18 protein-coding genes and 1 pseudogene are annotated in these 24,296 nt (G+C 69.1%); 13 read left to right on the forward strand and 6 right to left on the reverse strand.

Going from position 1 to position 24,296, the window contains the following annotated elements:
* Positions 1-104: 104 nt before the first annotated feature.
* The gene (locus AB0N16_RS28465) at positions 105-1,736 is read right to left on the reverse strand and encodes a phosphodiester glycosidase family protein (RefSeq protein WP_365801501.1); all 1,632 of its coding nucleotides are present in this window, start codon (positions 1,734-1,736) and stop codon (positions 105-107) included.
* A gap of 329 nt (positions 1,737-2,065) precedes the next feature.
* Here AB0N16_RS28465 and AB0N16_RS28470 point away from each other — a divergent pair, with 329 nt between their 5' ends.
* The 4 genes from AB0N16_RS28470 (at position 2,066) to AB0N16_RS28485 (ending at position 4,890) form a co-directional block, all read left to right on the forward strand.
* The gene (locus AB0N16_RS28470; RefSeq protein WP_365801503.1) at positions 2,066-2,806 is read left to right on the forward strand and encodes an SDR family oxidoreductase; all 741 of its coding nucleotides are present in this window, start codon (positions 2,066-2,068) and stop codon (positions 2,804-2,806) included.
* Between the two features lie 60 nt (positions 2,807-2,866).
* Positions 2,867-3,766, forward strand: coding sequence for an SDR family oxidoreductase (locus tag AB0N16_RS28475; protein WP_365801505.1), 900 nt, complete (start codon positions 2,867-2,869; stop codon positions 3,764-3,766).
* A 75-nt stretch (positions 3,767-3,841) separates the two neighbouring features.
* Positions 3,842-4,174, forward strand: coding sequence for a nuclear transport factor 2 family protein (locus AB0N16_RS28480; RefSeq protein WP_365801507.1), 333 nt, complete (start codon positions 3,842-3,844; stop codon positions 4,172-4,174).
* A 95-nt stretch (positions 4,175-4,269) separates the two neighbouring features.
* Positions 4,270-4,890: a TetR/AcrR family transcriptional regulator C-terminal ligand-binding domain-containing protein gene (locus AB0N16_RS28485; RefSeq protein WP_365801509.1), complete on the forward strand. Its 621-nt coding sequence runs from the start codon at positions 4,270-4,272 to the stop codon at positions 4,888-4,890.
* 168 nt (positions 4,891-5,058) lie between these two features.
* On the opposite strand, the gene AB0N16_RS28490 is transcribed toward AB0N16_RS28485, so the two are convergent.
* Positions 5,059-7,662 (reverse strand): PA14 domain-containing protein, encoded by a 2,604-nt coding sequence (locus AB0N16_RS28490; protein ID WP_365801511.1) that lies wholly within the window; start codon positions 7,660-7,662, stop codon positions 5,059-5,061.
* A 157-nt stretch (positions 7,663-7,819) separates the two neighbouring features.
* Here AB0N16_RS28490 and AB0N16_RS28495 point away from each other — a divergent pair, with 157 nt between their 5' ends.
* From AB0N16_RS28495 to AB0N16_RS28520, 6 genes are all read left to right on the forward strand, one after another.
* Entirely contained in the window at positions 7,820-8,833 is a 1,014-nt protein-coding gene (locus AB0N16_RS28495; protein ID WP_365801513.1) for a LacI family DNA-binding transcriptional regulator, read from the forward strand.
* Between the two features lie 142 nt (positions 8,834-8,975).
* Complete coding sequence (locus AB0N16_RS28500) at positions 8,976-10,073, forward strand: ABC transporter substrate-binding protein (RefSeq protein WP_365801515.1); 1,098 nt, start codon at positions 8,976-8,978, stop codon at positions 10,071-10,073.
* Between the two features lies 1 nt (position 10,074).
* Positions 10,075-11,592, forward strand: coding sequence for a sugar ABC transporter ATP-binding protein (locus tag AB0N16_RS28505; RefSeq protein WP_365801517.1), 1,518 nt, complete (start codon positions 10,075-10,077; stop codon positions 11,590-11,592).
* The gene (locus tag AB0N16_RS28510; protein ID WP_365801519.1) at positions 11,585-12,547 is read left to right on the forward strand and encodes an ABC transporter permease; all 963 of its coding nucleotides are present in this window, start codon (positions 11,585-11,587) and stop codon (positions 12,545-12,547) included. Before AB0N16_RS28505 ends, AB0N16_RS28510 begins: the two co-directional genes overlap by 8 nt.
* A 23-nt stretch (positions 12,548-12,570) precedes the next feature.
* Positions 12,571-13,575 carry an ABC transporter permease gene (locus tag AB0N16_RS28515; protein ID WP_365801590.1) on the forward strand — a complete coding sequence of 335 codons (1,005 nt, stop codon included), beginning with the start codon at positions 12,571-12,573 and terminating at the stop codon, positions 13,573-13,575.
* Positions 13,545-16,868, forward strand: coding sequence for a TIM-barrel domain-containing protein (locus tag AB0N16_RS28520; protein ID WP_365801521.1), 3,324 nt, complete (start codon positions 13,545-13,547; stop codon positions 16,866-16,868). The genes AB0N16_RS28515 and AB0N16_RS28520 overlap by 31 nt, the downstream gene beginning before the upstream one ends.
* Before the next feature lie 102 nt (positions 16,869-16,970).
* On the opposite strand, the gene AB0N16_RS28525 is transcribed toward AB0N16_RS28520, so the two are convergent.
* Positions 16,971-17,420 (reverse strand): hypothetical protein, encoded by a 450-nt coding sequence (locus tag AB0N16_RS28525; protein ID WP_365801523.1) that lies wholly within the window; start codon positions 17,418-17,420, stop codon positions 16,971-16,973.
* 221 nt (positions 17,421-17,641) lie between these two features.
* On the opposite strand from AB0N16_RS28525, the gene AB0N16_RS28530 reads away from it, so the two are divergent.
* Together AB0N16_RS28530 and AB0N16_RS28535 are read left to right on the forward strand one after the other, a co-directional pair.
* Positions 17,642-21,376, forward strand: a complete 3,735-nt coding sequence (locus tag AB0N16_RS28530) for a CHAT domain-containing protein (RefSeq protein WP_365801525.1) — start codon at positions 17,642-17,644, stop codon at positions 21,374-21,376.
* Positions 21,373-22,053 carry a hypothetical protein gene (locus AB0N16_RS28535; protein ID WP_365801527.1) on the forward strand — a complete coding sequence of 227 codons (681 nt, stop codon included), beginning with the start codon at positions 21,373-21,375 and terminating at the stop codon, positions 22,051-22,053. The genes AB0N16_RS28530 and AB0N16_RS28535 overlap by 4 nt, the downstream gene beginning before the upstream one ends.
* Before the next feature lie 82 nt (positions 22,054-22,135).
* On the opposite strand, the gene AB0N16_RS28540 is transcribed toward AB0N16_RS28535, so the two are convergent.
* From AB0N16_RS28540 to AB0N16_RS28550, 3 genes and pseudogenes are all read right to left on the reverse strand, one after another.
* Entirely contained in the window at positions 22,136-22,699 is a 564-nt protein-coding gene (locus tag AB0N16_RS28540) for a DUF6262 family protein (protein WP_365801529.1), read from the reverse strand.
* Positions 22,692-23,213, reverse strand: coding sequence for a hypothetical protein (locus AB0N16_RS28545; protein WP_365801531.1), 522 nt, complete (start codon positions 23,211-23,213; stop codon positions 22,692-22,694). Before AB0N16_RS28545 ends, AB0N16_RS28540 begins: the two co-directional genes overlap by 8 nt.
* A 35-nt stretch (positions 23,214-23,248) precedes the next feature.
* A pseudogene (locus tag AB0N16_RS28550) lies at positions 23,249-23,410 on the reverse strand (tyrosine-type recombinase/integrase); the annotation flags it as partial.
* A 97-nt stretch (positions 23,411-23,507) separates the two neighbouring features.
* Here AB0N16_RS28550 and AB0N16_RS28555 point away from each other — a divergent pair.
* Positions 23,508-23,984 (forward strand): hypothetical protein, encoded by a 477-nt coding sequence (locus tag AB0N16_RS28555; protein WP_365801533.1) that lies wholly within the window; start codon positions 23,508-23,510, stop codon positions 23,982-23,984.
* Positions 23,985-24,296: the final 312 nt, after the last annotated feature.

Consider the following 24,296-nt stretch of genomic DNA (forward strand, 5'->3'; position numbering starts at 1 on the left):
CCGGGCCGGCGGCCTCACTGCCGATGCGCGCGGCTCCGCCGCCCCGCGGGTCGCGGGACGGCGGGGTGGTGACACGGCGCCCCGACGGTGCCGCGCGTGGGCGGTCAGTCCCGTCCGGCGCGCGGCAGGACCTGGACCGTGTCGCCGACGGCACGCTCGCCGGTGGCGTCGGACGTGACGTTGACGAGGCTGCCCTCGACGGCCATGGCGGTGGAGCCGCCGCCGTCCAGGTTGAGTGCCTGTACCGCGCCGAGTGAGCGCATGAACCGGGCGGCCTCGGCGAGCGTGAAGCCCTCGCTGACACCGGGCTGCCGGCCGTCGACGGTCACGAGGAGCAGCCGCCCGCGACCGTCGATGCCGGCCAGGGTGCGCGGCTGGCGCACGTTGGACCAGGCGAACCCGAAGGAGAGGTCGAGCGGGTCGAGTGTGCCCTCGGTGGCCGCGTCGATGTGGACCCGGCCGTCCTCGACCAGAGTCGGGGCCGCGCTGGCGATGCTGTCGTCGGGACCGAGCCGGACCTGCCTGCCCGAGGCGTCCCGCACCGTCTCGCGCAGCTCCAGCCGGCTGCCCGTTCCGGCGTGCTCGGCGAGCCAGGCGGCTGCGGCCCCGGTGCCCTGGAGGACCGAGCCGCCGGCGGGCACGGAGCCGCCCCGGTCACCGCGGGAGACGACGACACCACGCCGGTCGAGGACCACCTGGACGCCGGCGCCGGTCGGCAGTGGCGCCCCGAACTCGGAGGTGAACTTCACCAGGTCGTCCGCGAGCGAGCAGGTGATGTCCTGGCGGGGGAGTTCGGTGGGCACCGCGCCGGGGCGGCCGCAGTTGCGCACCTTGCCCGGAACCCGGTTGATGCCCTCCACCGCGCGGACGGCGGAGCCGGAACGGACGGTCACGGTGGTGGACAGGTCCGCGACCCGGACGTGCCGTCCACCGTCGGCGAGGATCAGCGCGGCACGGGAACCGGCCGCCATGGACTGCAACTCACCGTGCACCGCGGACAGCCCGGCCGAGGTGCCCTGGACGCCGTCCGCGTCGGAGGTGACGAAGAATCCGCCGTTGACGCCGACCAGGGAGCCCAGCCGGGCGGCCACCGTCGAGGTCTTCTCGCGGTCGGCGGCGTCACCGCCGTCGCTCACCTCGATGGTGCCGCGCAGCCGGGCCGGATCGACGACGGCCACGTGGATGCGTTCCGCGTCGGCGCGCCGGCGTCCGTCGTAGCCCGTCCACTCGACGGAGGTACGGAAACCGGCGGCCGAGATCGCCGAGGCCCCCGTCACCGCTTCGGCCTGCGTGGCGTACCGGCCGACCCTGACCTGCCACCCCATCGTGCCGTGCGGCGTGTCGGTGTACTGGTCCCATGTCACCCGTTCGAGGCGCGGTGTGAGCCCGGCGGCCCGCAACTGCCCGGCGGTCGTGTCGGCCCAGCCGCGGTCACCCAGCGGGGCCCAGGTGGCGGCACCCGTGAGGCGGTTGACGGCCGGAGCCTGGACGGTGACCGTCCACACGCCGGCGGCCCGAGGGTCACTGAGCACCCCGGTACGGACCTCGACCCCGGGCGCCACGTAACGAGTGGCCCACGCGACGGTATCCGCGGCGGGGTCCCCGGCCCGTGCGCTCGCGTCGGCCGGCGGAACGAACGCGACCAGGGCCAGCACGGTCCCCAGCACGAAACCCCGTCCCGCCCTTCGGCGCACACCCCGTACCGCACACCCGAACGTCTCGGCTCTGACAGACATGCCTCTCCCGACGTACGACTCGCTTGTGCGGCGCCACCCGTCATACCCGCACCGCCCCGCCATCCCACGCCGACACGAAGACCCGTGAGTGAAGCGCCGGACATCTGGCGGAAAACCCTGTCTGACATCCGACACACCCTCATGTCCCGCCCTATGAGCGAGCATCGGCCTCCGCGATCTCCGCGTACCGTGCACGGCTCACTCGAAGCCGCGGCGCTCGCCGCGCCCCGCGTTCGGGAAGGTCCCTGCCCTCAGATATGGACGGCGCGTTCATTTCATGGTTATATGAACGAGTCGTTCATATGAGTGAGCCAGAAAAGGAGACCCCCATGAGCACCCCCACCACCGACCGTGTCGCACTGGTCACCGGAGGCTCGGGCGGCATCGGCCGCATCGTGGCCGAGCGACTCGCCAAGGACGGTTTCGCGGTCGCCGTGCAGTACGCCGGAAACAGGACCAGGGCCGAGGACACCGTCGCCGCGATCACCGCCGCCGGCGGCAGGGCCCTGGCCGTGGGAGGCGATGTCGCCGACGAGAGTGCGATGAGCGCGGCGTTCGACGCGGTCGAGTCGGCCCTCGGCGGCATCGACGTGGTCGTGAACACCGCCGGCATCATGGTCCTGGCACCGATCGCGACGTTCGACCTCGCCGACCTGGACCGGATGCACCGCACGAACATCCGCGGCACCTTCGTCGTCTCCCAGCAGGCGGCACGCAGGGTCCGCCAGGGTGGCGCGATCGTCAACTTCTCGACCTCGGTGGTCCGTACCCAGCTGCCGGGCTACGGCGCCTACGTCGCCAGCAAGGCCGCAGTCGAGGGCCTGACCCTCATCCTGGCCCGTGAGCTGCGCGGCCGGGACATCACCGTCAACGCCGTCGCGCCCGGCCCCACCGCCACGCCGCTGTTCCTGGACGGCAAGGACGACGCCACCATCGCCAACTTCGCCAAGGCGACCCCGCTCGAGCGGCTGGGCCGGCCCGAGGACATCGCCGACGTCGTCTCGTTCCTGGCCGGCCCCGCGCGCTGGGTCAACGGACAGGTCCTCTACGCCAACGGCGGACTCGCCTGACCCCGGCCGCACCCGCACCACCCCGCCCCTCCACCGTCACCGCGGAAAGGAACCACGTCCATGTCCACCACCGGCAACGTCGTCGTCATCACCGGCGCCTCCAGCGGTTTCGGAGCACTCACCGCCCGTGCGCTGGCGGACGCCGGCCACACCGTCTACGCCGGCATGCGCCAGACCACCGGCCGCAACGCGCCCCAGGTCCAGGCCGCCGCCCTCTACGCCGACGAGCACCACGTCGACCTGCGGTCCATCGAGCTCGACGTGAATTCCCAGCTCTCGGTCGACACCGCCGTCGCACGGATCGAAGCCGAGCACGGCCACATCGACGTGCTGATCCACAACGCCGGCCACATGGTCACCGGGCCGGCCGAGGCTTTCACCCCCGACCAGCTCGCCGAGCTCTACGACGTGAACGTCCTGTCCACCCAGCGCGTCAACCGCGCCGTGCTGCCAGGCATGCGCCGGCGCCGGCAAGGGCTGGTGCTCTGGGTGTCCAGCACCAGCGTCAAGGGCGGCACCCCGCCCTACCTCGCCCCCTACTTCGCGGCCAAGGCCGCCATGGACTCCCTCGCGGTGTCCTACGCCGGTGAACTCGCCCGCTGGGGCGTGGAGACCTCGATCGTCGTCCCCGGCTCGTTCACCAGCGGCACCAACCACTTCGCTCACTCCGGCCACCCCGACGACACCACCGTCGAGGCCGAGTACGAGAGCCGCTACCCCGGCCTGATGGACCAGGTGGCGACAAAGCTCGCCGCCCTCGCCCCCGAGGACGCGCCCGCGTCGCTCGTATCCGACGAGATCGTCCGCATCGTCGCCCTGCCCGCCGGACAGCGCCCCTACCGGGTGCACATCGACCCCGCCGACGACGGATCCGAGGAGGTCTCCGAGACCGCAGACCGTATTCGCCGCGGCTTCCTCACCCGCATCGGCCTTGCCGACCTGCTCACCGTTCAGAGCTGAAAACCCCTGGCCCGGGACGGCAGGAGGGACGTCAGGCCCAGCGTCCCCGACCTACTCACGGAGGAGGCACCTACCATGAGCACCATCGAGATCCCCGCCGCCATCCAGACCTTCGTCGAGGCGACCAACCAAGGCGACGCCGAGGCGTTCGCCGCCGCCTTCACCCACGACGCCGAGCTCAACGACTGGGGTCGCGACTACCACGGCCGCGACGGCGTGCGCGCCTGGGACCGGACTGACAACATCGGCGTACAGGCACACCTCGCGCTGGACGCGATCGAGGCCGGCACGTCATCCGACACCTATGTCGCCACCCTGACCGTGACCGGCAACGGCTACAACGGCACCGGCCCCATGACGTTCCGCCTGCGCGACGGGCTGATCGCGAGCCTGCGCATCGCTCCGTGACCGCGCGACATGACCCACGCGGACTCGACGCGGGCAGCGCCCACCCCACCTGGAAAGCCACACGACACGCCCCCGGCAACCGAACAGGAGCACACATGGCGAACGACGCGAACCGACCCGCCGCCGGGGAGGGCAACGCTCGCGGACGGGGGCGCCGGCCCGCGGACGAGGTCCGGGCAGACGTACTGCGCACCGTCGGGGACCTGCTGCTCAGCGAAGGCGTCGGCGACCTCACCTTCGAACGTGTCGCCCGGGCCTCGGGCGTCAGCAAGACCACCCTCTACAAATGGTGGCCCTCCAGAGGTGCGCTCTCCCTGGACGGCTACTTCCACGCCGTCGAGGACACGCTCGCCTTCCCCGACACCGGGGACATCCGCGCGGACCTGCTCGCCCAGCTCCGCGCCTTCGCCCAGGTCATGACCCAGACCCCGGGCGGTCGCATACTGGCCGAGCTCATCGGCGAGTCACAGACGGACCAGGACCTGGCCACGGCCTACCGGAAGCTGTACTCGTCGCAGCGGCGCCGGCTGGCGGGACAACGCCTCCACCGCGCCCAGGAGCTCGGCCAGATCCGCACCGACGTCGACGTGCAGATCCTCGTCGACCAGCTCTGGGGCGCCGTCTACCACCGGCTGCTGATCCCCGACGAACCCGTCACCGACGACTTCATCATCGGCCTCGTGAACAACCTGCTGGACGGAGTCCGCCCGAAGTAGTCCGGTGATGAACCCGGTGACAGCGGCGGGAATGCGGTCCGCCGCCGTCCGAAAGACGGCGGCGAACCGTACCCCTCTCATGGATGACGGCGGACCGCACCCTTTTTCACACACGGCGCAGGACACTCGGCGCGGCGCGGGGAGGCGTTCGCCGATTCCGGGCGGCCGTCAGGCGCACCCGGCCGGGGTGGCCCGTGAGGCGTCGGAGATCAGCGCCTGTTGGGCCGTCCTGAGCCGCTGGACATCGGGCTTGACGACCTTGCGGTCATACGTCAGCAGGCCGTTGAGCTCACCCTCGACGTCCGAGATCTGGGTGTACACCGCGCCGTTGCCGCCCTCGCAGGCCAGCGCGTGGACCTCGGCGAGCTTGGCCAGGTAGTCGTCGGTGTAGGTCGCCGGGTCGACGTCGACGTACGACTGCTGCACGGACCAGGCGTGTCCCGGTACCGCCAGGCCGAGGCCGCCGTACTCACCGCTGACCAGGGCACGTCGGCCGTCGGGGTGGGGCGGCAGGGCAGGACTGGGATAGCCGTGTTCGTCCATGATGTCGCCGGTGCCTCCGTCGTCGCCGAGGTTGAGCCCGGACATGGAGTTGACCAGCCGGGTGGGGTCCCAGGACTTGGCCTGGTCGGCGATGCGGGCCATGTCGTACTGGCCCCAGCCCTCGTTGAAGGTGACCCACATGACGACCGACGGGCTGCTGTAGTGCTCGTCGATCATCTGCTTCATCTCGCGTTCGTACTCGGCGCGCGCCTGAGTGGACGGGTTCACTCCGGCCGTCATCGCGGGCATGTCCTGCCACACCATCAGGCCGAGCCGGTCGGCCCAGTAGAACCAGCGGTCGGGCTCGACCTTGATGTGCTTGCGCACCGCGTTGAAGCCCATGCTCTTGTGCATCTTCAGGTCGTAGGCGAGCGCCTCATCGGTCGGGGCGGTGTACAGGCCGTCCGGCCAGAACCCCTGGTCCAGAGTGGCCATCATGAAGACCGGCTTGCCGTTGAGGAGGGTGCGCGGGACACCGTTCACCTTCTCGACCCTGATCGACCGCATCCCGAAGTAGCTGCCGACACGGTCGGCGCCGACGCTCACCTTCAGGTCGTAGAGGAACGGGTCGTCGGGCGACCACAGACGCGGGTTCCGGATGCGCAGGGTCAGAGGTGTGCCGCTGCGACCGGTGACGGTGGCCACCTCGCGGTTGCCCTCGTAGGCCGTCGCCGTGACCGGCAGGCCGTCGCGGACGCCCTGCGGCTCGACGGTGAGAGTGCCGGCGTCGACGTCCGGGGTGAGCTTGAGCTGGTCGACGTGGTCGGCGGCCACCGGTTCCATCCACACCGTCTGCCAGATTCCGGAGGTCGGCGTGTACCAGATGCCGCTGGGGTCCAGGCGCTGCTTGCCGACCGGCGGGTTCTCGCCGTCGGCCGCGTCGGTGGGGTCGTAGACGCCGACGATCAGCTCCTGAGTTCGGCCGGGCTTGAGGGCGTCGGTGACGTCGGCACTGAACTTGTCGTATCCGCCCTGGTGTTCGGCCACCTTGGTGCCGTTGACATAGACCTCAGCCCGCCAGTCGACCGCGCCGAAGTTCAGTTGCAGCCTCTTGCCGGAGCCGATCTTCCAGCCGGCCGGGACGGTGAAGGTGCGCCGGTACCACATGCGGTCCTCGTGCCGTTCGAGCCCGGACAGCTGCGACTCGACGGGATACGGGACGAGGATCTTCTCGCCGAGCCTCTTGCCCACGGGCGGCTGTTCTCCCGCCGTGGCCGCCGCGAACTGCCAGGTGCCGTTGAGGTTCTGCCAGGCACCTCGCGTGAGTTGGGGCCTCGGGTACTCCGGGTGGGCGTTGCCCGGCCCGACCTGGTCGGCCCACTTGGTGCGCAACTCGTACGTCGACCTGTTGGCACCGCTGCTCCAGAAGGAGCTGACAACGTTGCCATTCGTGCCGGTCAGGCCGCCTTGACCGTCGTAGCGCAGGTCGGCGAGGCCGGACGCGGTGCCGGTCTTGTTGCCGACGACGGGCTCCTTCAGCGTGATCAGCAGCTTCCGGGGGTCGGTGGAGTCCAGCCGGGCATCGCCCAGGGGCCAGGCGGCGCCCCCGATCACGGCGTCGAGGTGCTCGCCGAGACCGGTCGGCGGGGTGCTGAGCGGCTGCGCGAACTCGAGGGCGAGGGTACGGCCGCTCGCCAGGACGGCGGTGGAGACGGCTCCGTCGTAGTCGTAGCCGTCGGGCAGGCGGAACGCCGACTGCGGTACGGCGGTCTTGGTGCCGCCGGGCGCGGTCCAGCGCAGGTGGAGGTTGGAGCCGCCGTAGTGCTCGAAGTACTCGACCTTGATGTCGTAGGCCTTGCCCGCCGTCAACTCGACGGGCTGGCCGGTCTGTTCGCGGTCCCAGTCGTCCACCCAGTGGTCGATGACCGCCTTCCCGTCGACCCACAGCCGGAAGCCGTTGTCGCCGATGATCGAGAAGGTCGTAGGGCCGGACTTCTCCGGGACGATCTTCCCGGTCCAGCGGACGCTGACGTCGTCCGACTGGCCGGTGGCGAAGTTCAGACGCGGCTCCAGGGTGTCGAAGTCGAGGTTCGGGTCGAACCCGGTGGCTTTGAGCTCGTGGAAGTCGAAGGCGCCGGGGGCGGACTGGGTGTAGTACTCGCCCTTGAGGCCGTGGACTTCGACGGGATCGTCGGCCGCGGTGGCCGCGGGTGCCGCGGTGAGGCCGGCAAGGCCCAGTGCCGCGGCGAGCAGCAGGGCGAGGCGTTGTCCGAGAGGTCTGATGCGCACGAATCCTCCTTGGGTGAGGAAGGGTGGCGGCTCGTTGCTTCAGTCTGTACAACGTTGGAAGGAACGGCAGTTGGCATGAGAGCACGGCTCTCGACCTCTGTCCAGGGCCATGACAAACCCCGGGGTACGGGGCACTCGTCGACGCTGAGGAGATCCCTTGCGGGTCAGCCTGAGGGACGTGGCGGAACGCGCGGGCGTTTCGATCAAGACCGTGTCCAACGTTGTGAACAACTATCCGCACGTCACCCCGGCCATGCGCGCCAGGGTGCAGGCGGCGATCGACGAGCTGGGCTACCGGCCCAATCTGACCGCGCGACATCTGCGCAAGGGCCGGACGGGGATCATCGCCCTCGCCGTTCCCGAGCTCGGCAACCCGTACTTCGCGGAGCTGGCCGGCGCCGTGATCGACGCGGCCGCGGAGCACGAGTTCACCGTTCTGCTCGACCACACGCGGGGCGAGCGCGAACAGGAGATCCTGGTCAGCCGAGGCTTCCGGGGCGGTGTGATCGACGGGCTGATCCTCAGTCCACTGACCCTGGAGGCCGAGGATCTGCGGGGCCGGTCCGGTGACGTACCGCTGGTGCTGCTCGGCGAGCGCGAGTACGGCCTGCCCTTCGACCACATCGCGATCGACAACGTGGCGGCGGCCCGGTGCGCGGTGCGTCATCTGCTGGGCCGCGGCCGGACCCGGATCGCCTACCTCGGCGTGCGCACCGACTCCGTGAACCAGCCCGCCCACCTCCGACTGGACGGCTGGCGAGCGGAGTTGGCGGCGGCCGGGGTGCCCGCGCCGGACAGCCTGGTGGTGCCGGTCGGCGGCTGGGACCGGGACGACGGGGCGCGTGCGATGGCCGAGTTGCTGGACTCCGGCGTCCGTCCGGACGCCGTCTTCGCCTTCAACGACCTGATCGCGATCGGGGCGATGCGGGTGCTGCACGAGCGGGGTCTGCGGGTGCCCTGGGACGTGGCGGTGGTGGGTTTCGACGACATCGCGGAGGGTCGTTTCGGTGCTGTCACCCTGACGACGGTGTCGCCGGACAAGCAGGCCATCGCGAGGATGGCCGTGGCCTCGCTGCTGCGCAGCCTGTCAGGCCGCGAGGATCCCGGCGGCCGCGAACTGACCGCGAAGTTCGAACTCGTCGAGCGGGAGAGCACCCTGGGCCGACGGTGACGAGATTTCGGACGGAAGGCTTTACACGCCCCTTCCAACGATGTAAAAACCTCCCCTGAACGACGAGCACGCCGAGTTGACGCAAGAGCAAGCCTCCCCGAGAGCGCTCTCAGCTCCGGGGCCGTGCCGTTTGGGGACACTCATGAAGCCCACCGCACTTGCCCGTCGCACCTCCGCTCGAACACTTCTCGCCGCCGGCCTTGTCACGAGCCTCGCGCTCGCGACTGGATGCACCAGGTCCGAGGACGACTCGGGCACGAAGCCCGCCACCTCGAAGCAGGACGACGCCGGCCAGGTGGTCGCCTCGCCCGGCGCCGCCACCGGCCCGACCTGCACCATCGACGCCTACGGCGGCCGGAAACTCGATCTGAAGAGCGCCACGGTCGGCTTCTCCCAGTCCGAGAAGGAGGCCAACCCCTTCCGGATCGCGGAGACCGCCTCCATCAAGGCCGAAGCCAAAGCCCAGGGCGTCAGACTGCTCACCGCCAACGCCCAGTCGCAGTTCTCCAAGCAGATCAGCGACGTCCAGGACCTCATCGCCAAGGGCGCGAACCTGCTGGTCATCGCCCCGCTCAACTCCGACGGCTGGGAGCCGGTGCTGCGCACCGCGGCCGCCAAGCACATCCCGATCGTGACCATCGACCGCAAGATCAACGCAGCGGCCTGCAAGGACTATGTGAGCTTCATCGGCTCCGACTTCGTCGAGCAGGGCAAACGGGCCGCGGACCAGATGATCCAAGCGACCGGCGGCAAGGGCGAGATCGCCATCCTGCTCGGCGCGGCCGGCAACAACGTGACCACCGAGCGCACCGCGGGCTTCGAGGACCGCATCAAGGAGAAGGCACCCGGCCTGAAGGTCGTGTTCCGTCAGACCGGCGATTTCGCCCGTGAGAAGGGCCAGTCGGTCACCGAGAACCTCATCCAGTCCAAGCCCGGCATCACCGGGATCTACGCCGAGAACGACGAGATGGGTCTCGGCGCCGTCAACGCCCTCAAGGGCGCGGGCAAGAAGGCCGGCGACGTCAAGATCGTGACCATCGACGGAACCCGCAACGCCGTACAGAGCATCGTGGACGGATGGATCTACGCGGTGATCGAGTCCAACCCGCGCTTCGGGCCGCTCGCCTTCCAGACCCTCGACACCTTCACCAAGGGCGAGAAGGTCGGGCAGGACATCGTTATCAAGGACAGCGCCTACGACAAGAGCAACGCCCGGTCGGACCTCGGCAAGGCCTACTGACGTGCTCTCGGTGACCCAGCTGTCCAAGACCTTCCCCGGCGTGCGCGCGCTGTCCGACGTGGACTTCACCGCGCGTGCCGGACAGGTGCACGCGCTCGTCGGCGAGAACGGCGCGGGCAAGTCGACGCTCATCAAGGTGCTCACCGGGGTGTACCGGCCCGACCACGGCGAGGTGACGTACGACGGAGAGCCCGTCCGCTTCACCACACCGCTGCAGGCCCAGCAGGCCGGTATCTCCACCATCTACCAGGAGGTCAACCTCGTCCCGCTCATGAGCGTGGCCCGCAACCTGTTCCTCGGCCGCGAACCGCTGGGCCGGCTGGGCCTGATCGACTTCCGGCGCATGCACCGCGAGGCCGACGAGGCACTGCGCGGACTCGGCATCCGGGTCGACGTGCACCGACCGCTACGCGAACTCAGCGTCGGCGCACAGCAGATGGTCGCGCTCGCCCGCGCCGTCGCCGTCGAGGCCCGCGTCGTCATCATGGACGAGCCGACCTCCTCCCTCGAACCACGCGAGGTCCAGACCCTGTTCGAGGTGATCCGCATGCTGCGCGAGCGCGGCGTCGCGGTCGTCTACGTCAGCCACCGCATGGACGAGCTGTACGAACTCTGCGACACGATCACCGTCCTGCGCGACGGACGCGTCGTGCACACCGGCCCGCTCGCCGAGCTCGACCGGCTGCGGCTGGTGGCGATGATGCTCGGCCGGGAGATCGGCGAGGTACGGGCGGAAGGCATGACCAAGTTCTCCGGCTCGCACGATACCGACGCCGAACCGGTGCTGACCGCGACCGATTTGACGGTACGTCACAGTCTGCGGAACGTGTCGCTGTCGGTACGGCCCGGCGAGGTCGTGGGCCTCGGCGGCCTGCTCGGCTCCGGCCGCAGCGAGACCGCGAAGGCCATCGCCGGGGCCCTGCCCACCGACACCGGCCGGGTCGCCGTCGCCGGCGTCCCGGTACGGGCGGGCTCGACCGCCGCCGCGATCCGCGCCGGCATCAGCCTGCTGCCGGAGGACCGCAAGAGCGAGGGCATCCTGCCGGGTCTGTCGGTCCGCGAGAACATCGCGCTCGCCGCGCTGCCCGGGCTGTCGCGCTTCGGCCTCGTCGCCGATGCCCGCGTCGACCGGATCGTGGACACGTTCATGAAACGGCTCCGGATCAAGGCCGCGGGAGCGCACCAGAAGGTCGGCGAACTCTCCGGCGGCAACCAGCAGAAGGTCCTGCTGGCCCGCTGGCTCGCCCTGCACCCGAAGGTCCTGCTCCTGGACGAGCCGACCCGCGGCATCGACGTCGGCGCCAAGGCCGAGGTGCAGGCACTCATCGACGAACTCGCCGACGACGGACTCGCCGTGCTGCTGATCTCCTCCGACACCGAGGAACTGATCGAGGGCAGCGACCGTGTGGTGGTCCTCAAGGACGGCGTCGTGGTCCGCGAGCTGACCGGTGACGCCGTCACCGAGGGCGAGCTGATGCGCGCCATCGCCGCCGTACCCGCTGGAGAAAGCGATGACTGAACTCACCTTCGCCCGTGGCACGCTGGACCGTACCCGGCTGCTGCGCCTGCTGCAGGACTACGGCGTGTACGCCGGCGTCCTGGCGCTGCTGCTGTTCAACTTCGCCTTCACCCCCCACTTCGCCTCCTCGGAGAACTTCCGCACCCAGGCCGTCCAGGTCGCCCCCGTCCTGGTCGTCGCGCTGGGCATGGCGCTGGCGATCGGCACCGAGGGCGTCGATCTGTCGGTGGGCTCGGTGATGGCCCTGGCCACCTCCCTGCTCTCGCTCTACCTCGGCTACGGACCCTGGGTCGCCGCGTTGATCGCGTTGTTCGCGGGTGCCGTGGTCGGCGTCGCGAACGGCGCGCTGATCGCGTTCGTCGGCGTCCAGCCCATCGTCGCCACCCTCGCCCTGATGGTCGCCGGACGCGGACTGGCCCTGGTCCTGCTGCCCCAGCTCAAGGACGTACGCGATCCGGGCCTTGCGGCACTCGGCTCCGGCGACGTGCTGGGCGTGCCCTACCTGGTCCTCATCGCCGCGGCGCTCGCGGTGCTGGTCGCGTTCGTGATGCGCCGCACCACCTTCGGGCGGCAGGTCCTGGCCATCGGTGACAGCCGGCCGGCGGCCCGGCTCGCCGGACTCCCGGTACGCCGGGTCCTGGTCGTGGTCTACGTCTGCTCCGGCGCCCTCGCCGCGATCGCGGGCGTGCTCGCCACCGCCCGTCTCGCCGCGAGCGACCCCACCTCCCTCGGCACCCTGATGGAACTGTCCGCCATCACCGCAGTGGTCGTCGGCGGCACCCCGCTCAGCGGCGGACGGGTGCGCATCGGCGGCACCGTCGCGGGCGCCGTGCTCATCCAGTTGCTCACCACCACCCTCATCAAGCACGATCTGCCGCCGTCGTGGACCCAGATCGCCCAGGCCGTGGTGATCGTCCTCGCCGTCTACGCGGCCCGGGAACGAGGCAGGCGATGACCACGCAGACCGAAGAGGCCGGAATGCCGACCGACACCGTGAGCCGCAAGGGCGCCGGTCCCGGGCACATGAACCGTTCCGAGCGGCTGAGCGGGCTCGCCCAGCAACACGGCGCCCTGGTCACCCTCGTGGTCGCCATGGCCGTGGCGTCGCTGAGCTTCGACACCTTCCGCACGGGCGACAACCTGGAGAACATGGCGCTGTCCTCGGCGTTCCTCGCCGTGGTCGCCCTCGGCATGACGTTCGTGATCGTCACCGGCGGCATCGACCTGTCGGTGGGCTCGCTGTTCGCCCTCGGCGGCGTCCTCGCCGCCTGGGGCTCGCAGTACGGCACGGCGGTGGCCCTGCTGCTGCCCCTTGCCGTCTGCGGACTGATCGGCCTGGTCAACGGAGTACTCATCGCGCACGTCCGGCTGGCGCCGTTCATCGTCACCCTGGCGGCGATGCTGGGCGCCCGGGGCATCCTGCTGGCCATCACCGACGAAGGCTCGAAGACGTATCTCGTCGACAAGGACTCCTTCTTCGCCACCCTCGGACAAGGCTCCTGGGGCGGCATCGGAGTACCCGTGTGGATCACCGCGGCACTGTTCGCGCTCGGCGCCGTCGTGCTGCGCCGGACCAGATTCGGCCAGTACGTCTACGCGGTCGGCGGCAACGAGGACGCGGGGGCCCTGATGGGCGCACCGGTGGCCCGTACGAAGATCTCCGTCTACACGCTGTCGGGCCTGTGCGCCGGGCTCGCCGGCGCGCTGAACGCGGCCTGGCTGCTGTCCGGCGTGACCATTCTCGGCAGCGGCATGGAGCTGGAGGCCATTTCGGCCGTGGTCATCGGCGGCACCCTGCTCACCGGCGGTTTCGGCTTCATCAGCGGCTCCCTCGTCGGGGTGCTGCTGCTGAAGGTCATCCAGAACGTGATCAACCAGATCGGCTCGCTCGACTCCGCCTACCAGCAGGTCGTCAGCGGAGCCTTCCTGGCCGTGGTGGTGGTTGCCCAGACATGGCTGGGCCGGAGACGGAGAGTGCTGTGAAATCATCCTTGTCGAGATCCCGCCGCAGGCCGGGGCGCCGCGCCGTCGTCGGGACGGTGGCCATCGCGGCGCTGGGGCTCTGCCTGGTCACCCCGGGCGTGGGGGCGGCGGACACCGGGAGCCGGCCGAACCGCCCCTCCGCCGTCACGGTGCAGGACGCCCGCTTCGAAGTCCTGTCACCGACACTGATCCGTACGGAGTACGCGGGCGACGGCCGCTTCGAGGACAGCCCCACCTTCAACGCCGTCGGCCGGGACGCCTTCACACCGCCCCCCTACACCTCGTCCGTCAGCGGCGGTGTCCTGACCATCACCACCAGCGCCATGACCCTGCGCTACCGGGTGGGCTCCGGACCCTTCGACGCCGACAACCTGACGACCACCTTCAGGGCAGGGCAGACGCCGGTGCTCGCGGCGCCCTGGCAGCACGACATCTGCGCCGTCGGTGCCCTGTGCGAGGCGGAGGACCAGCTGTACGACGGCCCGGGTCTGGCCACGGATCACAGCGGGTTCACCGGCAAGGGCTTCCTCGCCGGTTTCGAGGTCGACAACAACTCCCTGGCCACGGACGTGCAGGCATCGTCCGCCGCTACCTACGATCTCGCCGTGCGCTACGCCAACGCGGTGGGCGGCGACGGACACCACGAGGCACGCACCCTCAGCCTCAGCGTGGACGGCGGCGCGGACAGGACGTTCACGCTTCCCACGACAACGGACTGGAACACCTGGGGCGTGGCCCGCCTGCCGCTGACGCTCGGCGCCGGACCGCACACCGTCAGACTGCACCGCGCCGCCGCCGACTCCGGAAGCGTCAACATCGACAGCCTCGCCCTCCTCACCTCCGGTGCCACCTACCCCACCCGAGCGAAGACCACGGTCAACGGCTGCCGGTTCGGGACCAGTTGCGAAGCCGAGGACGCCCTCCTGTCGGGCTCCGCCGTCATCGCCACCGATCACAGGAGTCATGCCGGCTACGGCTTCACCGCCGAACTCAACCAGGGATCAGGTATCTCGGACCGGATCACCGGCGTACCCGGCGACGGCACCTACCTGCTGAACCTGCGCTACGCCAACGGCACCGGCAGCGACGGCCTGCACCAGCCACGGACGATCGAAGTCGGCACCGGCGACGGGACCTCCCACACCCTCACCCTCCCGGCCACCGACAACTGGGACACCTGGCAGTCGGCCTCCGTCCCCGTCCACTTGAAGTCGGGAACCGACCAAGTAACCCTGAACTGCCCGGAGTCGACCAGCTGCCACGTCAACCTGGACACCCTCGCCCTGAGCCGGCAAGGAGAGGCCGCCCCCGCACCCCACCTCGCCCTGGGCGGCTACCGTCGCAGCCTCGACGGACTCAACGGCGACACCGAACCCACCCCCTGGACCACGCCCGGACTCCTGCACCGGGACGGCTGGTACCTGCTCGACGACACCCCCTCAGCGCTCTACGACACCGGCACGAAGAAGGCCACTCCACGCCCCGCCCACGGCGGCCGGCCCTACCAGGACGGCTATCTCTTCGGCTTCGGACACGACTACCAGCAGGGTCTGTCCGACCTCGCCACGCTGACCGGGCCGTCACAGTTGCTGCCCCGCTGGGCCTACGGCGTCTGGTACTCGGAGTACATCGACCGCACGGCGAGCGACTACGAGAACACCATCCTGCCCGCGTTCCGCGCCGCGGACGTCCCGCTGGACGTGCTGGTCACGGACACCGATTTCAAGTCGCCGAACACCTGGAGCGGTTGGAACTTCGACCCGGCCAAGTTCCCCGACGCCAAGGCCTTCTTCGACTGGTCCACCGGCCAAGGGCTGCACAACACCCTGAACGTGCACCCGAGCATCCTCGGCTCCGACCCGCAGTTCGCGAAGGCCCAGAGCACGGCCAAGGGCAAGCTGAGGAAAGGCGGTTGCGCAGGCAGCGCCGGCTCGGACTGCTACACCTTCGACTTCGGCGATCCCGACCAGCTCAAGGCCTACCTCGACCTGCACCGTCCGTTGGACCAGGCCGGCAACGACTTCTGGTGGCTGGACTGGTGCTGCGACGCCTCCCGCTCCTCCCGCTCCGGAGCCACCCCGGACGCATGGATCAACCAGAGGTACGCCGACCTCACCTCCGAGACCAGCGACCGCGGCTTCGTCCTGTCCCGCGCCTACGGCTCCCTCCAGGCCGGCGGCTACAGCGGCGGCGTAGGCCTGCCCACCGGCCCCTGGGCCGACAAGCGCAGTACGCTCCACTTCACCGGTGACACGACGTCGAACTGGGGCACCCTGCGCGCCGAAATCGGCTATACGCCGGGGGAGTCGGCCGCCACCGGCCTCGCCGCCGTCAGCCACGACATCGGCGGCCACAACGACGGATACGGCATCCCCGGAGCCGAGACGTACACCTCGAACGGCCAGACCCACCGCACCACCAAGCTGCCCGACGACCTGTACGCACGGTGGGTGCAGTTCGGCACCTTCCAGCCCGTCGACCGTCTGCACAGCAACCACAGCGACCGCCTGCCGTGGCAGTACGGCCCCCAAGCACGGAATTCCGCGGAGAAGTTCCTCCGGCTGCGCGAGGCGCTCGTGCCGTACACGTACACCCTGGCGCACGAGGCCAACACCACCGGCGCCCCGATCGTCCGCCCGCTGTACCTGCGGTACCCGGAGGAGGAGAACGCCTACACCAAGGCGGACAGCGAGTACCTCTACGGCCCCGACATGCTGATCGCACCCGTCACCACACCCGGCACCGACACCACCACGTCGGTGTGGTTCCCTCCCGGGCAGTGGACGGACTACTTCACCGGCCGCACCTACACCGCACCCGCCGGCGGAGCGACGTACGACATCACGACCACCCTGGACACCATGCCGGTCTTCGTCCGGGCGGGCGGCATCGTCACCACCCGGTCCGACAACGTGCCCAACGACACCCAGAGCCCGCTCGACAAGGTCAGCATCACAGTGGCCCCGGGAGCATCCGGCGCGTTCTCCCTCTACGAGGACGACGGCACCACCTCGCATGCCGGTCGTACGGCAACCACCCGGATCCGCTACACCGAGCACAAGGACGCACACCTGCTGAAGATCGCCCCTGCCAAGGGAACCTTCCGAGGACAGGCGGCCCACCGAACCTGGACCGTGTCCTTCCTCGGCGTGAACGAACCACCGACGGAGGTGACGGCGGGCGGCACCCGCTTGACCCCCTCGGCCTGGCACTGGGACGCCGACACCCACGTACTGCGGATCACCACACCCGCGCACGATATCCGGGCTGCCACGGCCGTCGCGTACAAGTAGAAGGCCGGGACTGGTGCAGGCCCTGCCGCGCATGTCGTGCCTGGCGGCAGGGCCTGGTAGCCCTCGTCATCACCCCTCGTCGGCCAGGGGCGGGGACCAGGGCTACTCCTCGGGGGCGGCCTCGGTGCGGGTGACGATACGGCGGATCGTCTCCAGCGGCAGCTTCGGCGAACCGTCGGTGTAGAGGAGGCCGTTGGTCTCCTGGGCGGTGTCCATGAACTGCGTGTAGCAGAAGCCCGCGACGATCGGGCTCGTGTGCAGTACCCCGAAGATCTCGCCGAGCAGGGCGGCGTACTGCGTGTCCGAGCTGGTCCGCGTGTAGGAGAACTCGTCCTCCTCGGCGCCCACGGAAAGACCGCCGAACTCCGTGACCATCAGAGGGACTTCACCGGCGCGGTAGCGCTCCGTCTGCCGTGCGTCGAGGGAGAGGGTCCGCCCGGCCGGGCCCGGCGAGGCCAGCAGCGCTTCCAACCCGGCGACGTCGCCGTAGCGGCGGGTGAGCAGGCCCGTTATCTCTACCTGGCAAATGTTTGCGCAGGTGGAGAGAACCATAGCGACGCAGGCACATTAGACATGTGATGGGGCACGCCATGATGTGCCAGAGCCGGCCTCGCTCCCAACACCTGCAATGACCGGACTGTCGCACAAACGGTCCATATCAATCATTAAGCCTCAAAATGGTGCACGGGGCGTAGACCGGCTTCACGAGGGAAAGCCAGACCTACGCGGTGCCGCCAGGGGGTTGCACGGCGCCATGGGGGGAGTCGGGGGGCATGCGCAAGTCACAAGAGACTCGAGTCATCGCGACCATGTCGAAGATCGACGGCGCGACCTGCGCGGGCCTCGTGGTGGGCACTCCGGTGCAGTGGTCCGTCGCGCCAGTGAGCGGCCGCTCGCCCAGCATGCTCATGCAGGCGTACGAAGGAAGACTCCCGCGTATACCGGCAATGGGACGCGAGATGTTCACCCTTGAGGCGCCGCCCGGCTGGGCGGCCCGGCTGGACCCGGTGATGGAGGAGCTGTACGTCACCTCGCCGGTCAATCCCCGGTTCTGCCACGGGGCTGTACCGCCGCTGCCGCCCGGCTGGCGGGAGACGGCTGTGACCGCAGGGCGTGTCCTGCTGTTGGTCACCGACTTCCTCAAAGACTATCCAGCCGGGTCTGGCGCCGACTTGGCGGATGCGCTGACTGGACTGGCGACCCATGGTCTGCTGCACGGCGGCATGATCGAGTTCGTCGAGTCTGCGGTGCCAGCGGAGCCAGACTCGGGTCTTGCCCTTCTGGAGGAAGACACTCCGCCTCCACTCACCCTCGTCCGAGCGCCAGCCGACGCCCTCGTGGAACTGGCTGAGCTCGTGGCCGACCGGGTCTTGACACTGGATCAGGCGAAGTCTCGTGCGCGCCAAGTTGGCTGGATCACTTTCGAGCAGCGGAAAGCCGACAACCGGCCCAATCCACCAGCGGTACCTGGTGGCGACTCAGCGCGCACTCTGATGAGTGGTTCGCTGACGATGCGCCCCGGGGACGACCCGAGGGAGCTGCTGCGGGAGATGACGGACAGGGAGATCGCTGCCGTGACCCTGCCCAGCGGCCCCATGCCGCTGGAGCACGCTTTGCGGGAGCACTACTACTACTTGTGCCTGCTCGTAGAGATCGCCGACGCCCGAGGAGGACCGGAAGGCTCGCCGCTTTGGCTGGCCGCCGCTGCCCCCGCCGTTGAGGCCGCCGCTCATCTGGTGTCCGTCACCGGCGATAGGGCGGCGTTCGAGGAGGCGGACGAGTTGGCCCGGCGGCGCGTTGCGTTCCTTCGGTCACAGCACCTCATTGAGCCCCTCGACGACGCGCTGATCGCGGCGGCCGAGCTGCGGCTCGCTCTGCTCGGCCCGCTTCATCTAGGTGGCGACCAGTACGCACGTAGCGGCCTGCCTTGCACGACCGCCGAGCTGGTGTCGCAGGCGTACCTGGCCCAGGAGGACGGTCTTCAGCCGCCCGACATCAGGACGCACATATCCGACGCGAACGCCTTCCTGGATGAGGCGCTGCAGACCACCCAGGGCCGGGCACGCGCGCGTGCGCTTGTTCTGCGCATCCAGGCTGGGATTCCGCGAGACCAGCCGTACTCCCTGTCGGGAGAGCAGATCCGGGCTCTCGCGGGGGAAGCCCGATCTTGTTTTCGCGGTGCGGAAGGGCCGGTTGTCGACCTGTTCCTCGCCCGGCTGCTGGAGGACATGCCTTCGGGTGCCGTTGCTGGTCTCTTCGCACGTCCGCTGGAGTCTGTCGTGGACGCCTACGGCGAACCGGGCACCCGCGCCCTCCTGTCCCAAGGTATCGAGATGGCGCGTGCTCTGGGGGAGCGGGATCTGCTGCACCGGATGCTGCCCTGGTCCGACGAACTGCCGGAACCGCTGTCGGACGCCCACGTCCGGCAGGAACTGGAAGCCAGACTGCACTGCCTCCCCGACGACAGCACCCCATGTCCGCCCCGAGGAGCCGATCTCGACGCCCTAGCAGGCCGGCTCTTCTCCTCCAGGCCGCGCTTTCTGTCCTCCTCTCACAGGACACGCCGCGAGGCGGCGGCGCGGACACATCTCGCTGCACACGCCCTGGCCGAGGGCCAGACGGAACTCGGCCTGCGTCTGCTGCCTCCCTTCGAGTCGATACGCACCCTCGGCCACAGTTACTCCCTGCTCTACGCCGACCTGCACTACCAGGCGGCCACAACGTGCCCGGCGCTTCCCCAGACGCCGCGGGGCGACCTGGACATGCAGGGCCCCGGATTCCTTCTGTGCCAGGCGGCACAGAAGTACTCGCTGCTCGGTCTGTACGGGCTGGCTCGGGCCTGTTTAATTCAGGTGCTGGAGCACGTCCAGGATTCCTCCGACGACGATTTCCCCGCCGTCGCATCGGCTGTCGCGGCAACCACGCCCGTGATCTACCCGATCCGGGACCGAGCACTCGCCCGGATCTGCCGGGACGTCGTGCACGCCACCACACTGCGCGCCTCCATGGAAGCGGAAGGGGTGTCCTTAGCAGCATTGATGGCGCTGCATCACGCGGCCAAGGGCGCCACGTTCTCCCAGTGGTACGGCATCCGGGAACCCTTCGAGATGCCGGAGGCCGTCATGCATCAACTGACGCGGTTGCGGGCGATCGCTGATCGCGGAGAGGCCGGCCCCTATGCCTCGAACGAGGGTGACTACGACGTCGGCCTGCCGGGCACGTCGCTGGGAGACCTTCTTGTGCCGTTGTCCGACCAGGAGATCGCGCCGGGGCGGACTGGGGCCGAGATCGAGCAGAACGTCAGGCGCCACATCGACGACATGATCAACCGGGTGCTAGTGCAGGCTGGTGTCAACGGCTCCTACGCGGAGACCGACTGGGACCGCGTGCAAGAGAGCCTGGACGGTCAAACGGTGTTCCTCAGCTGGTTCGTTCCGGCGACGCCCGGATTCGAAACCGACTATGCCGTCCTCGCGATCACGCAGGAATCGGTAACCGGCGCGTTCGTACATTCTGGCCCCAGCACCCGAAACTCAGGCGCTGAAGGCCATGATGGAGACGAGAGGATGCCGCCACCGCACGACCACCTCTTGGCTGACACGGTGGACAAGATACGGGTCGAGGTAACTGACGATCCTCAGTTTGATCATGTCACACCGGAGGCGGCGGACCTGCTGGCACGTCCGCTGATCCCGCCCCAATGGCTGGAGGAGTGGCGCGAACAGGGCAAGGACCACCTACGTATCTGGGCGCATGGGCCCCTGCACTACCTTCCGTTCCATTTGCTCACGTACGGCCCCGAGGCGCGGCTTGTTGCCGACGACTTCACGGTGTCGCTGATCGGCGGGCTAGGCACGTCCTCCCCACGGGGCTCTGCGGCACGCCGCCCGCCCCGAACCGCAGTCCTGGCCGCAGCCAGTGGCGGTGAGGCGTTCGGACTGACCCGCGAGACTGTTCTAGAGGAGCACGCGGCCGATATCGCTGACCTGATCGGCGCATCGGCGGTCGTGGGTCCGGCTGCCACGCGGCAGAGACTGCTCGAAGAGCTGTCTACGGCGGACGTGGTTCACATCGCGGCCCACGGCACGCAGGACGCGGCAGCGCCCTGGTTTCACTGCCTCTACCTGAGCCCGGACGAGGACGACGACGGCCGGGTATTCGCACAGGACATCCTCGCGACCGACCTCCGAGGGGTCCGGCTCGTCACGCTCGCCTCCTGCGAGTCCGCGCTGGGCCGCTACGACATCAACGACAACCTGCGCGGCATGCCAGCGGCGCTGCTCCTCGCCGGAGCGCAGGCAATCATCGGCTGCCTGTGGCCTGTAAGACCCGAGCCTGCGACGCACTTCTTCGGAGAGGTGCACCAGCGCATCGCGCGGGGCTCGACACCTCTGGAGGCCTTCCGCGGGGCCCAATTCGCCACACGGGCCTGCTGCCCCGACTACCGGGACTGGGGCGCCTTCACATTTCTTCAAGGCTGGCACCACACCACGCTGGAGGCGATGTGACCAACACAGACGGCTGGACCATTCCCCTGCAGGACGTCGAACTTGTCCCAGAGCGGACCCTCGGCACGCCCACCGCCCAACAACTGGCGCACAGGCTGTCATTCGGCCAGGACATCCTGCCCGTAGCCGAGCCTTACGCTTTCCCAGAGTGGTGTTCCTACGCTGAGGGACTCGCCCATGCGCGTACGTTCCGGCTACTCGCCATGGTGTGCTCTTTTCACCCCGAGGAACCGGACAGTTCGTGGATCATGGAAAAGGGTAAACTTGCACTGTCCCTCAGGACGGAAGGTGAGACACCCCCCAGGGCCATCGGCCGTCGTATCGATCCCGGGGAACGGACACGGCCGGTGAACTCGGTACCTTCCACCGTATCTTTCTCGTTCAACGCAGGGCTGTTCGGCGCTGGGGTGCAGCATCCGCTAGGAGGCTCCGCCACAGGTTACGACTGGATCGTGCAGGGCTACGGGGAGAACCAATCTCAGCTCCGCTGGCGCTTCCGGAGTACCAAGCATCACCCACTCGTTGGTGATCACCCGCTGGCAGTGTTGATCGAGTACGACCCCGCGAAGGAGCACCGGGTCGAGATTTTGTTCTCGGCCGAGCTGAAACACCCGACCCTCGGACTTCGCCGGCACCGAGGCCAACTTCCCGTTCGCAGCATTCCTTTGACAACCTGACCGAACCACGTCAGCGGAATCCGGGTGAAGCTGTCGCCGTCCCGGGGCAGTGGCAGACTTCGGTCTGCCACTGCCCGTGCAGTCAGTTCTGGTCCTCGGAGCGGATCATGCGCCGTAGGCTGGCGCGGGCCGCCGCCAGGTCGTCCTGCGTTTCGCTGAGCTGTCCGGTCAGTTCGTCGACGCGGGCTAGCGCCTGTGCGAGGTCGCCCTCCAACTGCTGCTTGTCGGCAGTGAGCTCGTCGACGCGGGCGCCGAGGTCGGCGGTGCCGAATTGCTCGACCTGCTGACCGAGGCTGCGCCGGACAGCGCTACCCAGGCGCTCGACCTCTTCGCGTAGGCGTCGGTTGTCCTCCCGCAGAAGTTGCTGCTCGACCTTCCACCAGGCCGGCGCCTTGGCGCCAGCGCGCGCGTAATTTGTCGCCGCGCGGTCCTGGCGACGGCGGGCCGCCTCAACGTGCTCGCGCACACCTTCGGCGTAGACGAGCCAGTGGGAGACTTTCGCGGCGCGGGCCCCGCCAGTAAAAGTGACCGGCTCGTTGTCGGCGAGCATCTGGTCGACGACCGACAGGACGCGGGCGCGCTTGTCGCGTGAGTCCTTCTGCCGGGTCTCGCGCAGGACCTGGGCGGGGGTGCGGGACTCACTCATCGGTGCTTCTCCGGGCAGGGATGGAGGGGACGGGCAGGACAGGTGGAGGTGCTGCGGCGCGGACCTTCCGCAGGACTGCGGACGCCTCTTCGAGGTGGCGGCGTTCATCGTCGGGTATCGCTTCAAGTTGGCGGCGGATGCTGGCGACGACGTTCTGGAAGGAGTCGATCTGATCGGTGAAGTTGCGGACGACGAACTCCGCGGTCCCCAAGGCCCTGGCCATCTCGCGGTCGGCCTTGAGGGCCCGGATGTGGTCCTCGACCGCAGGGAGGAAGGAAGGGTCGGGCCGGTAAAAGGCGCACCCGGAGCACTGGAAGCAGATCGGGCAACGCCCGCCGCCGGCCTTCACGTTCGACGGCTCGGTGCAGTTGCCGAACGGTACGGCGACCGAGCGCGCTTCGTACGCGGTCGCGGACGCGGTCGGTGTGGGGTTGCCGGAGCGGTCGACGACGTGCTTGCGCATCGTCTCGACGGCCTTGCGGCGTTTCTCCATCGACACCTTGAAGTAGCCCATGCGAAGGCCTGCGAGTCGGCCAGGAGGTGCATGTCCTCACGGCGCAGCCCGAGCGCCTCGCCGATCCGCATGCCGGTGCACCACAGCAGGAGCACCAGGAAGTGGTCCCGCGCGTGGCGCGTGGCGTCGATCAGGCGGGCGATCTGCTCGACCGTCAGCCACTCAATCCCCGAGTCGACACCTGCGAGCTTCAGTATTCGGGAGCGGACCGTGCGGTGCTGGTTGTTCTCTCCCGGATGGGGGGGCCGCCAGGCCCGCGAGGCGCTGTCACCGGCTGGGGCTAGGGTCCCTGGTGTGAGTGACTACTACGACCTGTTCCTGGCGGTGGACCTGCCGCCGGACCTGCCCGAGCCGGTACTTCTGGAACTGAGGTGGCTCCTCGGGCAGGGGGACGTGCCGACAGAGTTGAAGTCGACCGACTGGGAGTCATGGGGCGGTCCTTGGCAGGCCTTCGCCGGTGGCTCGGCGAGCCACTCGTTCGACGGGGCCGATGTCTCCCTGCTGGTCCGTGCCGTGGACAGGCCGAACACGGACGGCGGCGAACCGTGGGCCCTGACGGTCCGGACCTGCGTCCACGAGGACGATTTCGGGGTGACGATGGACGTCGTCGGGTGGCTTCTTCGACACGCGACCACACAAGGGTGGGTCGGGTTCGTCCGCGACTCCGGCCTGGGCCAGGTCCAACACCTCCTGCGCCGCGAGGACGGCTTCGATCTTGTCGATGTCCGCCCGGCCGTCATCCAGAGGAGCGTTCCCTGGTCATCGGGGTAGCCCGTCTCGAAGCGGGGCATGGGAAACGACGGGACAGGCCGACTGGCGGTGTTCTCGGCTGGGGCTGGGCTGGGCTGGTGGCGAGGCGAGGCGGTAGGAGTCGGTGCCGGTACCTGGGCCGGTTCCCGTCCCGGGACGGGATGTCCCATCTGTGTCAGCTCCTCATCGGCCCTCGACGGACCTGTCGGTGCGGCCTGTAGGGAGGACGGTCGATTCGAGCGGCTTCGAAATACTGACGAACCGGGAGCTCTGCAAAATGGGTCAGTCTCCGCAGGTGTGGGATGGGACACCTGGCTTGAGGGAGGTAAAGGG

Origin of the sequence: Streptomyces sp. NPDC051105 (assembly GCF_040682795.1) — a bacterium.
In the GTDB taxonomy this organism is placed as follows: domain Bacteria; phylum Actinomycetota; class Actinomycetes; order Streptomycetales; family Streptomycetaceae; genus Streptomyces.